This is a genomic window from Streptomyces sp. NPDC029014 (assembly GCF_055564695.1).
The window spans coordinates 89,880-107,938 of the sequence record NZ_JBVHVT010000011.1 but is presented as its reverse complement, the minus strand read 5'-3'; the positions used below and the strand labels follow the sequence as shown (position 1 = coordinate 107,938).

Annotated in this window: 17 protein-coding genes and 1 pseudogene; 8 read left to right on the top strand and 10 right to left on the bottom strand. The window is 71.4% G+C overall.

From position 1 onward, the window contains the following. Window positions 1–99: 99 nt before the first annotated feature. The 3 genes from ACZ4VL_RS08690 to ACZ4VL_RS08680 all read right to left on the bottom strand — a co-directional run bounded on the left by ACZ4VL_RS08690 (window position 100) and on the right by ACZ4VL_RS08680 (window position 3,635). Window positions 100–798 (bottom strand): aggregation-promoting factor C-terminal-like domain-containing protein, encoded by a 699-nt coding sequence (locus tag ACZ4VL_RS08690; RefSeq protein ID WP_468197382.1) that lies wholly within the window; start codon window positions 796–798, stop codon window positions 100–102. A 411-nt stretch (window positions 799–1,209) separates the two neighbouring features. Beyond that, window positions 1,210–2,526, bottom strand: a complete 1,317-nt coding sequence (locus tag ACZ4VL_RS08685) for a PhoH family protein (RefSeq protein WP_468197380.1) — start codon at window positions 2,524–2,526, stop codon at window positions 1,210–1,212. Window positions 2,527–2,873: 347 nt separating this feature from the next. Continuing rightward, a complete protein-coding gene (locus tag ACZ4VL_RS08680; RefSeq protein WP_361100966.1) occupies window positions 2,874–3,635 on the bottom strand; it encodes an isoprenyl transferase in 762 nt (253 codons plus the stop codon). A gap of 127 nt (window positions 3,636–3,762) precedes the next feature. On the opposite strand from ACZ4VL_RS08680, the gene mgrA reads away from it, so the two are divergent. Continuing rightward, the gene (gene mgrA / locus ACZ4VL_RS08675; protein ID WP_468197378.1) at window positions 3,763–4,803 is read left to right on the top strand and encodes an L-glyceraldehyde 3-phosphate reductase; all 1,041 of its coding nucleotides are present in this window, start codon (window positions 3,763–3,765) and stop codon (window positions 4,801–4,803) included. A 142-nt stretch (window positions 4,804–4,945) separates the two neighbouring features. On the opposite strand, the gene ACZ4VL_RS08670 is transcribed toward mgrA, so the two are convergent. After that, window positions 4,946–5,503, bottom strand: coding sequence for a prepilin peptidase (locus ACZ4VL_RS08670; RefSeq protein ID WP_468197376.1), 558 nt, complete (start codon window positions 5,501–5,503; stop codon window positions 4,946–4,948). 723 nt (window positions 5,504–6,226) lie between these two features. Here ACZ4VL_RS08670 and ACZ4VL_RS08665 point away from each other — a divergent pair. The 3 genes and pseudogenes from ACZ4VL_RS08665 to ACZ4VL_RS08655 form a co-directional block, all read left to right on the top strand. Then, window positions 6,227–6,676: pseudogene (locus tag ACZ4VL_RS08665) on the top strand (DUF192 domain-containing protein); the annotation flags it as partial. Window positions 6,677–6,764: 88 nt separating this feature from the next. Next, on the top strand, window positions 6,765–7,382 hold the full coding sequence (locus ACZ4VL_RS08660; RefSeq protein WP_468197374.1) for an SMI1/KNR4 family protein: 618 nt from the start codon (window positions 6,765–6,767) through the stop codon (window positions 7,380–7,382). Window positions 7,383–7,996: 614 nt separating this feature from the next. Beyond that, on the top strand, window positions 7,997–9,277 hold the full coding sequence (locus ACZ4VL_RS08655; protein ID WP_468197373.1) for an extracellular solute-binding protein: 1,281 nt from the start codon (window positions 7,997–7,999) through the stop codon (window positions 9,275–9,277). Between the two features lie 257 nt (window positions 9,278–9,534). Here ACZ4VL_RS08655 and ACZ4VL_RS08650 read toward each other — a convergent pair whose 3' ends face one another. Beyond that, window positions 9,535–10,170 carry a hypothetical protein gene (locus ACZ4VL_RS08650; RefSeq protein ID WP_468197371.1) on the bottom strand — a complete coding sequence of 212 codons (636 nt, stop codon included), beginning with the start codon at window positions 10,168–10,170 and terminating at the stop codon, window positions 9,535–9,537. Window positions 10,171–10,315: 145 nt separating this feature from the next. On the opposite strand from ACZ4VL_RS08650, the gene ACZ4VL_RS08645 reads away from it, so the two are divergent. Continuing rightward, the gene (locus tag ACZ4VL_RS08645) at window positions 10,316–11,518 is read left to right on the top strand and encodes a serine hydrolase domain-containing protein (RefSeq protein WP_468197368.1); all 1,203 of its coding nucleotides are present in this window, start codon (window positions 10,316–10,318) and stop codon (window positions 11,516–11,518) included. Window positions 11,519–11,552: 34 nt separating this feature from the next. Here ACZ4VL_RS08645 and ACZ4VL_RS08640 read toward each other — a convergent pair whose 3' ends face one another. The 4 genes from ACZ4VL_RS08640 to ACZ4VL_RS08625 all read right to left on the bottom strand — a co-directional run bounded on the left by ACZ4VL_RS08640 (window position 11,553) and on the right by ACZ4VL_RS08625 (window position 15,362). Next, complete coding sequence (locus ACZ4VL_RS08640; protein WP_468197366.1) at window positions 11,553–11,864, bottom strand: hypothetical protein; 312 nt, start codon at window positions 11,862–11,864, stop codon at window positions 11,553–11,555. Between the two features lie 115 nt (window positions 11,865–11,979). Then, window positions 11,980–12,306 (bottom strand): nuclear transport factor 2 family protein, encoded by a 327-nt coding sequence (locus ACZ4VL_RS08635; protein ID WP_361100942.1) that lies wholly within the window; start codon window positions 12,304–12,306, stop codon window positions 11,980–11,982. 173 nt (window positions 12,307–12,479) lie between these two features. Then, window positions 12,480–13,469 carry a polysaccharide deacetylase family protein gene (locus ACZ4VL_RS08630; RefSeq protein WP_468197363.1) on the bottom strand — a complete coding sequence of 330 codons (990 nt, stop codon included), beginning with the start codon at window positions 13,467–13,469 and terminating at the stop codon, window positions 12,480–12,482. A gap of 282 nt (window positions 13,470–13,751) precedes the next feature. Further along, entirely contained in the window at window positions 13,752–15,362 is a 1,611-nt protein-coding gene (locus ACZ4VL_RS08625) for an MDR family MFS transporter (protein ID WP_468197360.1), read from the bottom strand. Window positions 15,363–15,511: 149 nt separating this feature from the next. Here ACZ4VL_RS08625 and ACZ4VL_RS08620 point away from each other — a divergent pair, with 149 nt between their 5' ends. Beyond that, the gene (locus tag ACZ4VL_RS08620) at window positions 15,512–16,096 is read left to right on the top strand and encodes a TetR/AcrR family transcriptional regulator (RefSeq protein WP_468197358.1); all 585 of its coding nucleotides are present in this window, start codon (window positions 15,512–15,514) and stop codon (window positions 16,094–16,096) included. A 41-nt stretch (window positions 16,097–16,137) separates the two neighbouring features. Here the strand turns inward: ACZ4VL_RS08620 and ACZ4VL_RS08615 are convergent, their stop codons facing one another. Further along, window positions 16,138–16,659 carry an ATP-binding protein gene (locus ACZ4VL_RS08615; protein ID WP_468197355.1) on the bottom strand — a complete coding sequence of 174 codons (522 nt, stop codon included), beginning with the start codon at window positions 16,657–16,659 and terminating at the stop codon, window positions 16,138–16,140. Between the two features lie 258 nt (window positions 16,660–16,917). Between ACZ4VL_RS08615 and ACZ4VL_RS08610 the strand changes: the two genes are divergently transcribed. Both ACZ4VL_RS08610 and ACZ4VL_RS08605 read left to right on the top strand, forming a co-directional pair. Further along, window positions 16,918–17,769: a helix-turn-helix domain-containing protein gene (locus ACZ4VL_RS08610; RefSeq protein ID WP_468197352.1), complete on the top strand. Its 852-nt coding sequence runs from the start codon at window positions 16,918–16,920 to the stop codon at window positions 17,767–17,769. 10 nt (window positions 17,770–17,779) lie between these two features. After that, window positions 17,780–17,977, top strand: a complete 198-nt coding sequence (locus tag ACZ4VL_RS08605) for a hypothetical protein (RefSeq protein WP_468197350.1) — start codon at window positions 17,780–17,782, stop codon at window positions 17,975–17,977. Window positions 17,978–18,059 lie beyond the last annotated feature (82 nt).

The window sequence follows — 18,059 nt, the reverse complement described above, 5'->3', positions numbered from 1 at the left end:
CTGCGGACGCACTCCGACAGACCGTACACGCGGGGAGCCCCGCACCGTCGGACGGTGCGGGGCTCCCCGGAAGTCGAGCGGCTGCGGCTCGGGCCGGTTCTAGTACCAGCCGTTGGCCTGGTGGAAGCTCCAGGCTCCGCAGGGGCTGCCGTAGCGGTCGTTCATGTAGTTCAGCCCCCACTGGATCTGGGTGGCCGGGTTGGTGCGCCAGTCGGAGGCGACCGAGGACATCTTCGACCCGGGGAGCGCCTGGACCAGACCGTACGCGCCCGAGGACGAGTTGACGGCCTTGTAGTTCCAGGTGGATTCCTGGTTGACGATGTTGGAGAAGCACTGGAACTGGCCGGACGGGACGATCTGCCGGGCGATGTCCTTGACCTGAGCGACCGTGTAGGAGCTCTGGGGCGCGAAGTCGGAGGCGTCGCGCGTGGCGGAGCGGCTGGCGATCTCTTCCTTCGCCTCGCGCTCCTTCTTCAGCTTCTCGTCCGCGGCCTTCTGGGCCTCGGCCTTCTTGCTCTTGGCGTCCTCGGCGGCCTGGACGCGGGCGGCCTCCTCGGCCGAACGGCGGGCCTCGGTGTCGGCACCCTGCGCGATGGTGTCGGCCTGCTGCGCCAGGGAGCCGCTCTGGACCTCGACCTGCTCGCCGACCGGGATGTCGGCCAGGAGGGTGGCCCCGGACGCGGTGGTCTCCAGGTCGTTCGCGGAGGGGTCGCCTGCGGCGACGCCCACGACTGCGCCCACGGTGGTGACCGCGGTGGCCGACGCCACTGCGAATCCCCGGACCGAGATCCGGCTCACACGATGTCCTTCCAGCAGCGTCCGCAGTGACCGGGCGGGCGCAAGAGTGCCCCTGACACTGGCCTCCGTGGAACGTCGTCACTGGAGGCGCGGGCCCGTGGGCAACTCCCCTGCGGGGGCTGCCGCGTGATACTCGGGCGGCATACGGCGAACGGTTGTGGAGTTGTGGTGGTGCACGTATCTCACGGGAGATACAACTGTGCCGTATGCAGGGCCTGACGGAAAACAGACTCTGCCGGACCCCGCCACCGCAAGGCAATTCCCCGATGCGTGGGAAAGGTCACACCTGGCATGTCGCGGCTTGTTGCACCGAAGGGCTGTGCAACACGACGCCGCCCGGCTAGGCTCCTGGACCTTTGCCGGACGGCGTCAACCAACTGTCCCGCTATGGGGTTTTCACCCCGTAGGCACCTACAGGTTCTCCAGCATCTCCGTCACGAGGGCCGCGATCGGCGAGCGCTCGGAACGGGTCAGCGTGACGTGCGCGAAGAGCGGATGCCCCTTCAGTTTCTCGACGACGGCGACCACTCCGTCGTACCGGCCGACCCGGAGGTTGTCGCGCTGGGCGACGTCGTGGGTCAGGACCACCCGCGAATTCGTCCCGATCCGGGACAGAACGGTCAGCAGGACGTTGCGCTCCAGGGACTGCGCCTCGTCGACGATGACGAACGCGTCGTGCAGCGAGCGGCCGCGGATGTGGGTGAGCGGCAGGACCTCCAGCATCCCCCGGTTCAGCACCTCCTCGATGACCTCCCGCCCGGCCACCGCCGAGAGGGTGTCGAAGACGGCCTGCGCCCAGGGGCTCATCTTCTCGGACTGGTCCCCGGGCAGGTAGCCCAGCTCCTGCCCGCCCACCGCGTACAGCGGCCGGAAGACCATCACCTTCTGGTGCTGGCGGCGCTCCAGCACGGCTTCCAGGCCCGCGCACAGCGCCAGGGCCGACTTGCCGGTGCCGGCCCGGCCGCCCATGGAGATGATGCCGATCTCGGGGTCGAGCAGCAGGTCGAGCGCGATGCGCTGCTCGGCGCTGCGGCCGTGCAGCCCGAAGGCCTCGCGGTCGCCCCGCACGAGCCGGACGTTGCCGTCGGCGGTGACCCGGCCCAGGGCCTTGCCGCGTTCGGACTGGAGGATCAGTCCGGTGTGCACGGGCAGTTCGGCGGCCTCCGGGACGTAGAGCCGCTCCTCGGAGTAGAGGAGGTCCACCTGTTCCGCGGAGAGGGCGAGCTCGCTCATGCCGGTCCAGCCGGCATCGGTGATCGCGAGCTCGGCGCGGTACTCCTCGGCGAGCAGGCCCACGGAGGAGGCCTTGATGCGCAGCGGGAGATCCTTCGAGACGACCGTGACGTCGTAGCCCTCGGCCTGGAGGTTGCGGGCGACCGCGAGGATCCGCGAGTCGTTGTCCCCCAGCCGGAAGCCCGCCGGCAGGACGCCGGGGTCGGAGTGGTTGAGTTCGACACGCAGGCTGCCGCCGAGCTCCCCGATCGGGAGGGGGGCGTCGAGCCGACCGTTGCGGACCCGGTAGTCGTCCAGCAGGCGCAGGGCCTGGCGGGCGAAGTAGCCGAGTTCGGGATGGTGGCGCTTGGCCTCCAGCTCCGTGATCACCACGATCGGGAGCACGACCTCGTGCTCGTCGAATCGGGTGATGGCGTTGGGGTCTGCCAGCAGGACGCTGGTGTCGAGGACGTAGGTCCGCCTGTCGGGCAGGCGGCGCTTAGTGCTGGTCACCACGGAAGGACGTACCCCCTCGTAAGAGGTCGGGCCTTGAAGACCGGACCGGTCATCGGCACCCCTGCGAGGGCCGAGTTCCGGCCCTCCCACTCCGTCCGTGCGAGCCGCACGTGCGTCCTGGTGCAAAGGGCCTCCCGGGCGGACGGCCCCGTGCCGTCCGCTGAGATTCGACACCCGTGGATCGGGCGTCGACCTGAAAGGGATATTCCCCGAACAGCCTCGGCCATGCCTTGGCATATGACGGACGCTCGGTGAACCCCAGGTGAAAGGCTTGCGGTGGGGACCGGCGGGGCGGGAGGGGGTGACGGGACCCGAGGGAGCCGAGGGGGCGTCAGGCGCCCCCGGACTCAGGTCCCGTAGCGGCGGTGGCGGGCCGCGTAGTCGCGCAGCGCGCGCAGGAAGTCGACCTTGCGGAAGGCCGGCCAGAACACTTCGCAGAAGTAGTACTCGGAGTGCGCGCTCTGCCACAGCATGAATCCGGACAGGCGCTGCTCACCGCTGGTGCGGATCACGAGGTCCGGGTCGGGCTGGCCTCGCGTGTAGAGGTGCTCGGCGATGTGGTCGATGTCGAGGATCTCGGCGAGCTCCTCGATGGAGGTGCCCTTGGCGGCGTGCTCCAGCAGCAGCGAGCGGACCGCGTCGGTGATCTCCTGGCGGCCGCCGTAGCCCACGGCGACGTTGACCAGTATCCCCTTGACGTCGTGCGTGGCCTGCTCGGCCTCCTTGAGCACGGTCTGGGTCCGCGCGGGCAGGATGTCGAGGTTGCCGACGTGGTGGACGCGCCAGCGGCCGTCCGCGGCGAGGCCCCGGACGGTGTTCTCGATGATGTTGAGCAGCGGGCGGAGCTCGACCTCCGGCCGGTCCAGGTTGTCCGTGGAGAGCATCCACAGGGTGACGACCTCGACGTCCGTCTCGGTGCACCAGCCCAGCATCTCGGAAATCTTGTCGGCCCCGGCCTGGTGGCCCTGTTCGGTGGTGCCTCCGGACGCCTTCGCCCAGCGCCGGTTGCCGTCCAGGATCACACCGATGTGCTTGGGCGACGCGGCGTGGTCGAGGCGGCCTTCCACCCGGCGTGCGTACAGCCTGTACACCAGGTCGCGCAGCTTCACGATCTTCCAGCCCCTCCGTGCGGTGCCCCCGTGCGAAATGCGGTCCTCCCCCGGTCCGCCACATTACTGCGCAGGGGGATCGGGTACCCAACTCGGTCTGTCACAGGTCCGTGATAGAGAGGACAACGTGACTGATAACAATCCCTATCGGGCAGAGCCCGCTCGTTACGACGCCATGGAGTACCGGCGCAGTGGCCTCAGCGGCCTCAAGCTCCCCGCGATCTCCCTCGGCCTCTGGCACAACTTCGGCGACGACAAGTCCCTGGAGTCCCAGCGCGCCATCCTGCGCCGCGCCTTCGACCTCGGCGTGACCCACTTCGACCTGGCGAACAACTACGGCCCGCCGCCCGGCTCGGCCGAGCTGAACTTCGGCAAGATCTTCGCCGAGGACTTCGCGGGCTACCGCGACGAGCTGATCGTCTCCACCAAGGCCGGGTACCTGATGCACCCCGGCCCGTACGGCGAGTGGGGCAGCCGGAAGTACCTCCTCGGCTCCCTCGACGCCTCGCTGAAGCGGATGGGCCTCGACTACGTCGACATCTTCTACTCGCACCGCTTCGACCCGGAGACCCCGCTCGAAGAGACGATGGGCGCCCTGGCGTCCGCCGTCCAGCAGGGCAAGGCGCTCTACGTCGGCATCTCCTCGTACACCGCGGAGCAGACGGCCGAGGCGGCCCGGATCCTGCGCGGGATGGGCGTGCGGCCGCTGATCCACCAGCCCTCGTACTCCATGATCAACCGCTGGACGGAGGAGGACGGGCTGCTGGACACCCTGGAGGAGGCCGGCATGGGCTGCATCTCCTTCGCGCCGCTGGCGCAGGGCCTGCTGACCGGCAAGTACCTCGGGGGCGGCATCCCGGAGGGCTCGCGCGCCTCGCAGGGCAAGTCCCTCGACCCGGGCCTGCTCTCGCCGGAGGTGCAGCGCCGCCTCGAAGGCCTGAACGAGATCGCTGCCCGGCGCGGGCAGTCGCTGGCCCAGCTGGCGCTGAACTGGGTGCTGCGGGACCAGCGGATGACCTCGGCCCTGATCGGTGCGTCGAGCGTCCGGCAGCTGGAGGAGAACGTGGCCGCACTGACGGGTTCGCCGCTGACGGAGGACGAGTTGAAGGAGATCGACTCCTTCGCCGTCTCCACCCCGGGCACCAACCTCTGGGCCCAGCGCGGCTGACCTGCGCTTTTGTCGAGGGGGGCGAGGGCATGGGGCAAAAAAGAAAACGGGCCGGTCCGTGGGGGGGATACGGACCGGCCCGAGGGGGGGGGTTCCACCATAACCCTTCGTAAAGCGTTATGTGTGCATCGGCGCCGAATGATTACGCTCCGAAACCACCCAGGAGCACTCCGGTGAGGGCTCCGGCCGCCATGAAGGGGCCGAAGGGGAACGCCTGCTTCCGCCCATTGCGGCTGCGCAGGACCAGTCCGAGGCCGTAGACGGCCCCGTAGAGGAAACCGAGGAAGGCTCCGAAGAGCCATACCCCCCACCCGTACCACCCAAGAGCGACCCCCAGGGCGAGCGCCAGCTTGACGTCCCCGAAACCCATGCCGGCGGGGTTGATCAGGAACAGCAGGAGGTACGCGGCCCCCAGCGCGGCCCCGCCGAGGAGCGCGAGCCGCCAGGAGCCGGCCGCACCGGGCAGGAGGGCGGCCGCGCCGAGGGCGACCGTCGCGGCGGCGGCCAGGGGCAGCGTCAGCACGTCGGGCAGGCGGTGCACGGCGAGGTCGACGAGGGCGAGCAGGACGAGCACGGGCGCGAGCCCGGCGAACACGGCCGTCTCAGGCCGCGGCCCGACGGCCCAGCCGAGCGCGGCGCAGACCACTCCGCTGACCACCGCGACCCGCCCAGTACGCGGCCCGTACCGATGCCCGGGCACACCGAAGCCCCCCGGCCCGAGGACACCGCCCCCGGCCCGACCCCCGAACCCGAAGCGACCGCGGGACCGAAACCCCGCCGCACCCCCGGAACCGAAGCGGACGCGGGACCGGCACCGCGACACCCCGAAGCGGACGCGGGAACGAGCCCCGACCCCAGAGCCCGCGACGCCGGGCCGGGGCCCGGAGCCGGGGCTCGGGTCGGGGCCAGGCCCGGGACCGGGGCCAGGGCCAGGCCCGAGACCGGAGCCAAACCCAGGGCCGGGGCCGGGGCCAACGGGACCCAAGGCGCCGGGACCCAACGCGCCGGGATCCGAAACGTCGGGATCCGGGCCAGGGCCAGGGCCGGCGAGGCCCAAGGCGCTGGGCTCGGAGACACCGGGCCCCGAGACGCCCGAGCCGGGAACGCCGGGGTCGGGGGCACCGGGGCAGCGGGCGGGGCCGTACCAGCCGCGCAGCGGGTGCCCCCGGGGGCAGTGGCCGCGCCAGGGCACCCCTGGCGCGACGGAGAGCCGGTAGGCGGCGCGCGGCAGCAGCAGCCCGGCGGCGACGCCGTACCCGGCGGCAAGGATGATCACGACCACGGCCATCCGCCGAAGGTAGGCGGCGACGACCGGGCCGGCATGGGCCCGTGGGCCCAACCCCGGCCGACCGGGCGTCCACGGATGGCCGGGAAACGCCGTCGGCACGGCTACGGCCCACCGCGGCGCCCTAGGGTGGCGGCCATGGGTCGGGGGCGGCGGTGGACGGACGGCAAGGGCGTCCTGCGAACGGACGACAAGGGCAGCGCAGGCCACGCGACCCGCGAAGGCAGCGCGGCCGACACGGACGGCGCGGCCGACACGGACAGCGCAGCCGCCACGCGCGGTGCGGACGGCACTGGGTTGGTGCCGTTGGAGATCGCGGCGTCGTACCGGGCCCGCACCCGGGGCCTGCTGGGGCGGGACGGGATCACCGGCGCCCTGCTGCTGACCCCGGCCGGGAGCGTGCACACCTTCGGGATGCGGTTCGCCATCGACGTGGCCCACCTGGACCGGAACCTCCGCGTGATCGCCCTGACCACGATGCCGCCGGGCCGGCTGGGGCTGCCGCGGCTGCGCTCCCGGCACGTCCTGGAGGCGGAGGCGGGGGCGATGGCGGCCTGGGGGCTCCGTGTGGGCTCGCAGGTCTCGGTGGCCGGACCGGAGCGTCTCATCTCGCGCTGGGCGCGCGGCCTGCCCGGCGGTAGGTTGGGGCGGTTGAGCCGGGGTGGCAGGGGAGCGGATGACGGAGAACGCGCGGGTCAAGGCGCTGGAGCAGATCATGCCCGCGACCCACGGCGCCGATGAGGACATCGACTGGCAGCGGGCCGAGACCGTCTGGGGCACCCGGTTCCCGTCCGACTTCGTCGCCTTCATGGGCCGCTTCGGAGCCGGCAGCATCAACGGTGAGGCGAGCGTCCTGCTGCCGCTGCCCAAGCCCGGACTCCAGTGGGATCCGGCCGAGATGGCCGAGGAGACCGCAAACGCCCGGCAGCAGTGGGAGGCGGAGGGCGGCCGGGCCGCCCTCGACGTGGACCCCGAGTCGATCATCGCGTGGGGCGTCACCGGTGGCTCGGACATCCTGTGCTGGCTGGCCTCCGACCCCGATCCGGACCGCTGGCCGGTCCTGGTCATCGGCCGGCACACGGCCGATGCCTTCGCCGTGTACCCGTACGGGATGGCCGAGTTCCTGCTGCGGCTGTGCTCGGACGAGTTCGACGTGAGCCCCGTCGGCCTCACCTTCTGGGACGGCGGGCGGCTCAGCTTCGTGCACTGGCGCAAGGCGCAGCGCCGCTGGCAGGAGGGCCGCAACCCCGAGACGGGAGACCCCGACCCGTACGCCGGCGACTTCCCCGACTGACCGACAACCGCCGCCCGCACCGGCCGGATCCCCGCATCGGACCCGCACGCGCCGGACCTCCTCGGCCGCCGCCCCGTGCCGGCCGGCCCCCTCCGCCACCCCACAACGCCCCGACCCGCGGCCGGACGACCGCAGCCGGACCTGCACCGGCCGCACCCCGGCGGCAGCCGACCCCCGCGGCCGGTTCCCCCCGGCCGCCCCGCAGCAGCCGGACCGCGCGCCCACCCCCACAGCGGCCCACCCCGCGGCCGGATCCCGCGGCGCGGAACCCCGCGGTCGTACAGGCCAGCCCGCGGCCGGCCGCGCAGGGCGGCCCGCGCCTGCGGTCCGGCACCCGTTGACCTGATCCGGCCCCGAGCCTGCGCCCCGTATCCCATCCGGCGGAAACGGGCCTTTCGACATGTCTACGCGCGTCACACTCCCTGGCCCCATATCGGAAAACACCATCAGGAAAAGCGGTGCTTGGAGCATTGCCCACAAACACCGCCCCAACCGAACTTATCGCCCGCCCACAAGGGAGAATTCCGGCCAGCGGGCCGCGGACGGTCAACCCCCGGTCCGGAGTGATTCACAAGCACTGACGGGAACCACAAGGAATTCAGGGGAATAGACCCGTGCAACGAAGAATTTTCCGCGCGGCCGCGGCGGCGGTCGCGCTCGGCCTGCTGGCGGCCCCGCTGTCCGGCTGCGGATCCGAGGCGGACCCCGGCGATCAGGACACCCTGCGCCTGGTCGCCGCCGAATACGGCACCAACCAGGCCACCAGCTCCAAGGCCTTCTGGGACAAGGTCGGCAAGGAATTCACCGCCGCCAACCCCGACATCAAGGTCGAGGTGCAGCTCCTGCCGTGGGCCGACATCGACCGCGAGGTCTCCCGCATGGTGAAGGCCGGAAAGGCCCCGGACATGGCCCTCATGGGCTCGTATTCGGATTTCGCAGCCAAGGGCCAGCTGTATTCCGCCGACGAACTCCTGTCGATCAGCGCGGAGGCGAACTTCCTCCCGCCTCTCGCCGAGGCCGGCTCGGTCGGCAACACCCTCTACGGCCTGCCGTGGGTGGCGAGCAGCCGGCTCCTCTTCTACAACGAGGGCCTGTTCAAGCAGGCCGGCCTCGGCGAGCCGAAGCGCTGGTCGGACCTGAAGTCCGCCGCCAAAGCGCTCAAGGACAAGGGCGTGAAGACCCCGTACGCCCTGCCGCTGGGCCCGGAGGAGGCGCACGCCGAGGCGATGATCTGGGAGCTGAGCAACGGCGGCGGGTACGCCGACAGCGCCGGCAACTACAACCTGGCCTCGGACCAGAACATCCAGGCGTTCCGCTGGGTCAAGGACAACCTGGTCGCCCCCGGGCTGACGGGCCCCGTCCCGCCCTCGCAGCTCAACCGGGCGGACGCCTTCGCCGCCTTCCTGCGCGGCGAGGTCGGCATGCTCAACGGCTATCCGTCGCTCTGGCACGAGGCCCGCGCCAAGGGGATCGCCGTGGGCACCGTCGCCATGCCGGTCTCGGACACCATGGGCGCCGGGGAGACGCCGCCGGCCGTGGGCGTCGCCGACTGGATGATGGCGTTCAAGCAGCACGGCAAGCGGACGCAGATCGGGAAGTTCCTGGACCACGTGTACCGGGACGAGAACCTGACCGACTTCGCGGGCCGCTACCACCTGCTGCCCTCGACCGTCTCGGCCTCCCGCAACCCGGCCGGCGGCCTGGACAAGAACGACGAGCTGTTCCTGACCGCCCTGCGCGGCGCGCAGCTCTACCCGGTGAACGACCCCGCGTGGGTGGAGGTCAGCGACACGATCAAGCGCAACGTCGGCCGGGCCGTCGAGCCGGGCGGCGACCCCGAGGCCGTCCTGGAGGACATCGCCGCGAAGGCGAACCAGGCCGCCAAGCGACGCTGATCAGCCGCACAGCACGGCACAGCACGACACAGCAGTGCCGGCCCTCCGGTCGGGCCGTCCCCCGGCCCCCGCCCTCCGTCCTCCGTCCTCCGTCCTCCGTTCGGGGGAAACGGTGACCGAAAAACGATCTTCGCCTCTGCCGCATGCCGATCCGTGCGTCAGAATGGCTGCCGCGGCCCTTGATCCGAGACCGCCGGCCAGCCGCCCGCAGCGCCCACAAGGTGCGCGCGACGGCCGGCCCTCCCCGCTTCGCCCCGCTAGCCCTTGCCGTCGCTCCCGGCCGAGAAGGCCGTCCGGTGGTTCTCGCAGCTGGCGTTCCAGGGCATCGAGCCGGTGAGCGTCCCGTAGCCGGTCCGGGTGACCGACCATTCGACCGTGTAGTCGCCGGTGTCGCAGCCGATCCGCTTGTTACCGGGGACCTTGGCGCGTCCCTTCGCCGGCTGGTCCGCCAGCTCCTTGTGCACTTCCAGCACCTTGCCGTGCCGCGGCGAGCGGAGCACGGCGTGCACGACGATCGGGTGCCGGCCGTCCTTCGTCGTGACGGCCTTCTTCACCAGCATCGAGTCCGACACCGCCCAGCCGAAGTCGAAGTCGGGCTGCCAGGCCAGGGACTTGGGGTCGCCGGTGCGGCGCGGGTAGTCCGGGGCCTCGGGGTGCCCGGGCCGGGACACCGTCTTGTACTGGATGTCGGGGTAGAAGCGCAGCTGCGCCTCCACCTTGTGCATGTCGTCCGCGGTCCACATCGACTTCATCGTCTTGTCGCCGCCGCCCGGGTCCTGGAGGTACGGGCCCTCCGCGGGGGCGGCAGCGGTGGCGGCGGCCTGGCCGAGGGCGGGGGTGAGGGCCGCCGCGGCGGCGGCGAGGGCGAGAGCGGCGGTGCGGGTGCGCTTCATGCCCGGACCAACGGGTCCCGCTGCGGGCCGGAACGAGGCGTGGCCGGCTTTCACCCGTACGGGGACCGCCCCGGAATACCCCATGATCGCCTTCCGTTCGGGGTGCCGGAGAGCCGCACGCGACAGCAGGAGCAGAGGAGTCGGCATGGGCACGCGGGTGAACGGAACGGTGGCGGCGGGTTGGGAGTCGGTGCGGGAGGAGTTCGCCGCCTTCGCCGGGGCCGCGGAGCACTCCCCCGAGGCGCAGCTGGTCGTGCACCGCGGCGGCCGCCGGGTGGTCGACCTGTGGACCGGCGAGGACACCGGCCCCGACACCCTGACCGGCGTGTACTCGATCAGCAAGGGCGCGGCGCACCTGGTGGTGGCGCTGCTGGTGCAGGACGGGCTGCTGGACCTGGAGCGCCCGGTGGCGGCGTACTGGCCGCAGTTCACGGGGTACGGCAAGGAGCGGCTGACGGTGCGGCAGCTGGTCGCGCACCAGTCGGGCCTGGTCAACACCGCGGAGGGCTTCGACTACGACGAGATCGCGGACGACGCGCTGATCGCGGCCCGACTGGCCGGGGCGCGCCCGTACTGGGAGCCGGGGACCGCGTACGGCTACCACGCCTTCGTCATCGGCGCGTTGACCGGCGAGGTGGTGCGGCGGGTGACGGGCCGGTCCCTGCAGGAGGTGTACGAGGAGCGGATCCGCGCCCCGTACGGGCTGGACCTGTACCTGGGGCTGCCGCGGGAGCTGGAGGGCCGCTGGAGGCCGGTGCTGGACATGCTCCCGACGCCCGAACAGCGGGCGACCGCGGCCGCGGCCACCGCCGGGGGCGGGGACGGGGATGGGGACGGGGGCTTGGACGGGGACGCAGGCGGGGACGGAGCCGGGGCGGCGGTGCCGGAGCTGCTGCCGGTGGCGTTCAACGCGCACCGGGAGCCGCCGATGGACCTGGTGGCGTTCGCCAACCACCCGCGGGTGAGGGCGCAGGGCCCGGCCTCGGCGGGCGGGGTCGGTACGGCGCGCGGCGTGGCGGGCATGTACGCGGCGGCGATCGGCGCGCTGGACGGCCGCCCGGCGCTGCTGGAGCCGGGGACGGCGGCGGAGTTCGCGCGACTGTGCCTGCCGGGCGACGACCGGGTCACCGCGGAGCGGGACCACTTCGGGCTGGGCTTCGAGCGGCAGCCGGCGGTCGGCCCGGAGGCGTTCGGGCACAGCGGTGCGGCGGGCGGCCTGGGCTGGGCGGACCCGGGGACGGGGATCGCGTACGGGTACGTGCGCCGCCGGTACGCCTTCCCCGGCGGTGCCGCCCCGGAGAACGGGCCGCTGACGGCGGCGGTCCTGCGCGCGGCCGAGGCGGGTTAGGGCCGGTCCGGCGGACAAGGGGCTCCGCGCTCGTTCACCGTGAGGTTGCCGCGGCCCACAGGACGACTGTTCCGGTGCCGAACACGACGAGATGGACCGTCAGGGTCCGCCACAGCCGCAGCACTGCAGCCAGCAGACTGCCGACTCCGAGGATGGCCGTGGCCACCTGTGCGAACTCGACCCTGTAGTGGGCTTGCTGCGCCAGGTCTCGTGCAGAGGGCGCTCCGATGGACAGGCTGCTCAACACCGTGCCGCAGCCGAGGAGCACCAGGGCCAGCACACCGAGGAAGCCGCCCACGAACGCGACGGGGGTGTCTGCCTCTCGGCGTGGTCGAGACTGGTTCACGGCTCTGATCGTTGCGGACGTACCGAGGTTGCGCATGAGCCTGCGTACTCACTTGGGATCTCCCGCAGGCCCTGGCCCCCGGGCCGCGGAGGCCCGGGGCCCGAGCCCGGGAGGGTCAGGCCTGGCCGGTCTCGAAGCGGCTGATGTGGCCGCCGTCGGTGACGGTGAACTTCCAGGCCGTCCGCATCTCGCCCCAGGTGTCGTTGCGGTAGTTGACGACGAGGCCCCGGCCGCCCTGCGACTCGGTGACGACGTCCATGTGGCCGGACGAGGAGAAGATCTCCTTGTCGGCCCAGACCCGCAGGTCACGGTCGGAGCCGTCGTCGGACATGGTCGCGTCGGGCGTGAGGAGGTCGTAGAAGGCCTCCTCGTCGTGGGCGTTGACGGCGGTGACGAAGGCTCTGACGGCCGGGTCGGACAGTTTGCTCGGGGAGATGGTCACGGGGGCTCCTGGTCGGTTCCTGGCACGGGGCCGGTGCGGCCGCACCACGGTCCGCGCGCGCTCGTGGGCAGTCGTACGCGGTCGTACGCCGTCGGATGCGGTCGTACGCCCAGGGAACACCCGGCGGGGCGCGTTGCCGCCGACCCTCACCCGTTCGCCCGCCGGACGGCGTGTCAGGGCGCGTCGGGTGCGGTGCGCACCGGGAAGCCGGTGGGGCGGCCCTGCTCGGCCAGCCAGGCCAGGACCCGGTCCAGGGCTTCGACGGTCTGCCGGCGGTCGCCCCCGCCGTCGTGGAAGAGGATGGTGGGGCCGTTCCCTATGTGTTGCTTGACGGCGTTGACGATGGCGGCGGTCCCCGGCTTCTGGAAGTCCTTCGTGTCGACGTTCCATCCGAGCGGGCGCATCCCGTTGGCGGCGGCTATGCGCCGGCTGTCGGGGGTGAACGCGCCGCCGGGGGCGCGGTAGTACTCCACCTTGGCGCCGCCGCCCGCCGCCTCCTCTATCAGCCGCTTCGCGTCCAGGATCTGCTTCTCCTGGTACGCGACGGGCTTCTTGTCCATGGTGGTGTCGTGGTCCATGGAGTGGTCGCAGAGCCGGTGGCCGGCCGCGACGACCTTCTTGACCAGGTCGGGGTGGGCCTTGGCACGCGGGCCGACCATGCAGAAGGTCGCCTTCACGTCGTGCTTCTTCAGTACGTCGAGGATCTTCGGGGTCCAGTTGGGGTCCGGGCCGTCGTCGATGGTGATGTTGACGGTGTTCCCGCCGCCCTCGGAGGCGTGGGCTATGGAATCGGGCATCTGCGGACCGCTGCCGCCCGGGGCGCCGCCCTTGCCGTCGCCGGTCCCGTCGCCGGTCCCGTCGCCGTTCCCGCCGCCCTTGCCATCAGCCTTGCCGCCACCGGCCCCGTCGCCCTTTCCGTCGTTCTTGCCTCCCCCGTCCGGGCTGCCGGCGGCCGGGGCGCCGTCGGGGCCGCCGCCCTTCCCCCCGCCGGTGGAGTCGGCTCCGGCCGTGTCGTGCCCGCGCGAGAGGTTCTGCTGGGCCGTGCCGTTCGGTTCGACGAGGGTCGCCACCCCCCACACCGTCGCCGCCACCGCGGCGGCCGAAACCGCGATGGCGATCCGGGAACGCGTACCCAGCCTGCGCGTGCGTGCCGTGAAGTCCATGAACCGTCCACTCCCCTCTCCGCGTTTGCCGCGCTCTGAGGTTCATGACGTCCGCGCCGGAGATCGGGTTCCCACCAATTTCCCCATTGGCACCGGTTGATGGCCTTGGTCCTTGATCACCCGGAATCAAGTCCTGACCTGGGACGAAAGCGACACCGGAGACCGGTCGTCAGGCGGGTCCGCGGCGGATTCAGGGCAGACGGAAGGCCCCGGCCCCGGCGGTGGTCCGCCGGGGCCGGGGCCTGTGTGAGGGCTGGGGCCGATGAGCCCGGTGAGGGTCCGTCAGTGGGCGATCGGCGCGGCCGCAGCCGGCTTCCCGGCGTCGCCCGCTTCGGCTCCCGCTCCCGCTCCCGCTCCGGCCTCGGCCGGGGCCGGGCCCGCGCCCCGCAGCGGGACCTCCTTGACGAACCAGGCCGCCAGGAAGCCCAGTACGGCGACGAACGCGCCGAGCAGGAACGCGGAGTGCGTACCGGCGGCGACCGCGTGCTGGTACGCCTCGCGCACCGCCTCCGGCAGCTTGGCCAGGCTGGCCGCGTCGAGCTGGGCGGATCCGACGGAGCCGGCCGCCTGCGGGCCGAGCCGCTCGACCATGGCGTCGGTGACCCGGCTGGTGAACAGGGAGCCCATGAGCGCCACGCCGAACGAGCCGCCGAGCGTACGGAAGAGGGTGGCCGAGGAGGACGCGACGCCCATGTCCTTCATCTCGACGCTGTTCTGCGCGACCAGCATCGTGATCTGCATCAGGAAGCCGAGTCCGGCGCCGAGCACGGCCATGTAGACGCCGGAGACGAGGCGGCTGGTGCCGGTGTCCATCTGCGCGAGCAGGTACATGCCCACGACCATGAGCGCGCCGCCGATGATCGGGAACATCTTGTACTTGCCGCTGCTGGTGGTGATGCGGCCCGCGATCAGCGAGACGACCATCATCGACAGCAGCATCGGGAGCAGCAGCAGGCCGGAGTTGGTGGCCGAGGCGCCCTGGACCGCCTGCTGGAAGAGCGGCAGGTAGAGCACGCCGCCGAACATCGCGAAGCCGACGAGGAAGCCGATCACCGACATGAGGGTGAAGTTGCGGCTGCGGAAGATGTGCAGCGGCATGACCGGTTCGGCGGCCTTGGTCTCGACGAAGAGGAAGGCGGCGACGGCGGCGACGCCCAGCACGATCAGGCCGAGGATCTCGGTGGAGCCCCAGGCGTACTCGGTGCCGCCCCAGGTGGTGACGAGCACGGTGGAGGTGATGGCCACCGTCAGCAGCGCCGCACCCAGGTAGTCGATCTTGCCCTGGGCCTTCTTCTTGGGCAGGTGCAGGACGGCGGTGACCATGGCGAGGGCCACGGCGCCGAGCGGCAGGTTGATGTAGAAGGACCAGCGCCAGCCCATGTGGTCGGTGATGGTGCCGCCGACCAGCGGGCCGCCGATCATGGCGAGGGCCATCACGCCGGCCATCATGCCCTGGTACTTGCCGCGGTCGCGGGGCGGGATCAGGTCGCCGATGATCGCCATGACGCCGACCATCAGACCGCCGGCACCGAGGCCCTGGACGGCACGGAAGCCGATGAGCTGGCCCATGTCCTGGGCCATGCCGCTGAGCGCGGAGCCGATCAGGAAGATGACGATGGAGGTGAGGAAGGAGCCCTTCCGGCCGTACATGTCGCCGAGCTTGCCCCAGATGGGGGTGGAGGCCGCGGTGGCGAGCGTGTAGGCGGTGACCACCCAGGACAGGTGCTCCAGACCGCCGAGCTCACCGACGATCGTCGGCATCGCGGTGCCGATGATCATGTTGTCGAGCATCGCCAGCAGCATCGCGATCATCAGCGCCATCAGGACGACCCGTACGCTGCGCGGCTTCACCTCCCCCGAGGCCCCGACCGTCTTGCTGGCACTGTCGACCATGATTCCGCTCCCCGTCGGCACATCCACTTGGGGCCGGGCGATGGGCACTTCTGCGCTTTTGGCACTTACTTGACGCCCGGCTAGTTCACTACACTAGGGAAGGTAGACCCGTCACTAGCCGGGCGTCAAGTAAGTTCATGGGGAGACGCATGTCCAGCAGCAGTCCGCAGGGGCGACGTGGCAACACGCGCCAGCGCATCCAGGACGTCGCACTGGAGCTCTTCGCCGAGCAGGGGTACGAGAAGACGTCGCTGCGCGAGATCGCGGAGCGGCTGGAGGTCACGAAGGCGGCGCTGTACTACCACTTCAAGACCAAGGAAGACATCATCATCAGCGTCTTCGACGACGCGACCCGCCCGATCGACGAGCTGATCGACTGGGCCCAGGCGCAGCCCCAGCCGTGCACCCTGGAGACCAAGCGGGAGGTGCTGCGCCGCTACAGCGAGGCCATGGCGTCGGGCGCCCAGCTGTACCGCTTCATGCAGGAGAACCAGGCCACGATGCGGGAGCTCAGCATCGGCGAGACCGTCAAGCGGCGGCTGTTCAACCTGGTCGAGGTGCTGCGCAACGACGACGGCCCGCTCACGGACCAGGTCCGCTGCGTCAGCGCCCTCTTCACGCTGCACGCCGGCATGATGTTCCTCCAGCACGTGGAGGGCGACCCGGAGGAGACCCGCGCGGCCGCGCTGGAGGTCGCCATGGACCTCATCACCCAGGCCCACCGCGGCTCCTGACCGGCCGGACCCCGGCCGGGGCCCGCTCAGCCGGGGCCCGCTCAGCCGGGGAGGTACCCGACGGCCCCGGCCCGGGGCAGCGTGACCCAGGTCCGCGTCCCGCCGCCGGGCTCCCGCGAGTCCCCGAACCCCCACTCCCCGCCGCACTCCCGCACGACCACCCGCAGCAGCCGGAGCGCCGCCCGGCGCCGGGCCTCGCAGTGCGCGGCGAGCCGGGGGTGGCCGTGGGCCCGGTGGCCGTCGTACACGGTCAGGCGGAGCACGTCATCGCGGTAACGGGCGGACAGGTACAGGTGCCCGCCGGGGTCCAGCCGCCAGGCCGCGGCCAGCAGCTCGCCGGTGACCTGCACGGCGGCCGGCACGAGCCGGTCCAGCCCGTGGGCGTGCAGGGCCGCCTCCACCGCCGAGCGCGCGATCTGCCCGCTCCAGGCCTCCCCCGGCACGCCGAGGCTGCAGGCCAACATGTCGGGCAACGGGCCGGGCGCGGACCCGGATTCGACCCGGGCGGTCGGACAGGCGGCGAAGTGGTCGGCGGGCGGGTACGCGAAAGGCGGCACGGACATCTCGAACTCCTCAAGCACTACACGGCGGTTGTGGCTGGCGTGGCTGCGGTGAGGTCGACGCGCACGGATGGCTACGCAATACCGGGAGCTGTGGCCCGCCCCCGGAGCAGGACACGGCGCGGCCCGGGGATGCACTTCAACTGCCCTGCGTAAGCGGTGCGTTACAAAATGTAGGGCATGAGGGGCGCAATTGCGCCCACACTTCCGAAAAATTCACCCGTATCGTCAAGCGCTGCTGCGAGCGGGCAGACTGCAGGCATGACTGCCAGGACCTCTCCAACGGAGCGACAGCGGCGCGTGGGCGCCGAGTTGCGCGGGATGCGTATCGCAGCAGATATCTCCGCGGAGTCGGCAGCGGCGGTGCTCAACGTCAGCCGCTCGCAGCTGTCTTCGATCGAGCAGGGCCTGCGGGCGGTCAGCGAAGAGCGCCTGCGCACCCTGGCACGGCACTGCGCCGTGCCGGACGAGACCTACGTCGACGCCCTTGCGGCGCTTGCTCACCCGCGGGAGCGCGGATGGTGGGAGGCGTACCGTGGCAGGCTCCCGTCCGGCCTCCTGGATGTCTCCGAACTGGAATGGCACGCCACACGTATGCACACGGTCCAGAGCGTGCACGTTCCGGGACTTCTCCAGCAGAGTGCGTACGCCCGAGCGGTCTTCAGCTCCGTGATCCCGGAGCTGCCGGCATCGGAGGTCGAGCTGCGCATCGCCCACCGCATGCAGCGGCAACGGGTGCTGGAAGGCGACAATGCCTGCGAGTACGTCGGAGTCATTCACGAGGCCGCCCTGCGCATGCTGTTCGGCGGCCGTCGTACCACGCGGGAGCAGTTGGACCACCTGTGCGAGGCATCAGACCGGGACAACATCACGATCCGCGTGCTGACGGTCGGTGCTGGGGCATTCCCTGGCGCCGGGCACGCCATGCTCTACGCCGAAGGCCCTGTACGTCGACTCGACACCGTGCAGCTCGACTCGGCACACGGCCCCGAGTTCACCCACGTCGAGGCCCAGTTGTCGAAGTACCGGTCCCACCTGATGTGGATGGACAAGCACGCGCTGTCGGTGGACGCGTCCCGCGATTTCATCCACGCGATCGCCCGCCAACTCTGAGGAGCCCTCGATGGCCGAAATCACTTGGGAAGAGCCGTTCTGCGGCGAGGGGAACAACTGCTACCGGTTCGGGGTGGACGGGAACGGGAACAGCTACATCGCGGTCGCCGGCCAGGAGACCGCGTACCTCACCGACAGCGCGGAGGCCCTGCGCCAGCTGATCCGGGACATCAAGGCCGGCAAGGCCGACCACCTCCTCGACACCTGACGACGCCCGCGGCTTCGCTGTGAGCGACCGGCGACGGTGGCCAAGGTGCAGAAACCGCCTCGGCGTGCCGCAAGGTCAGATA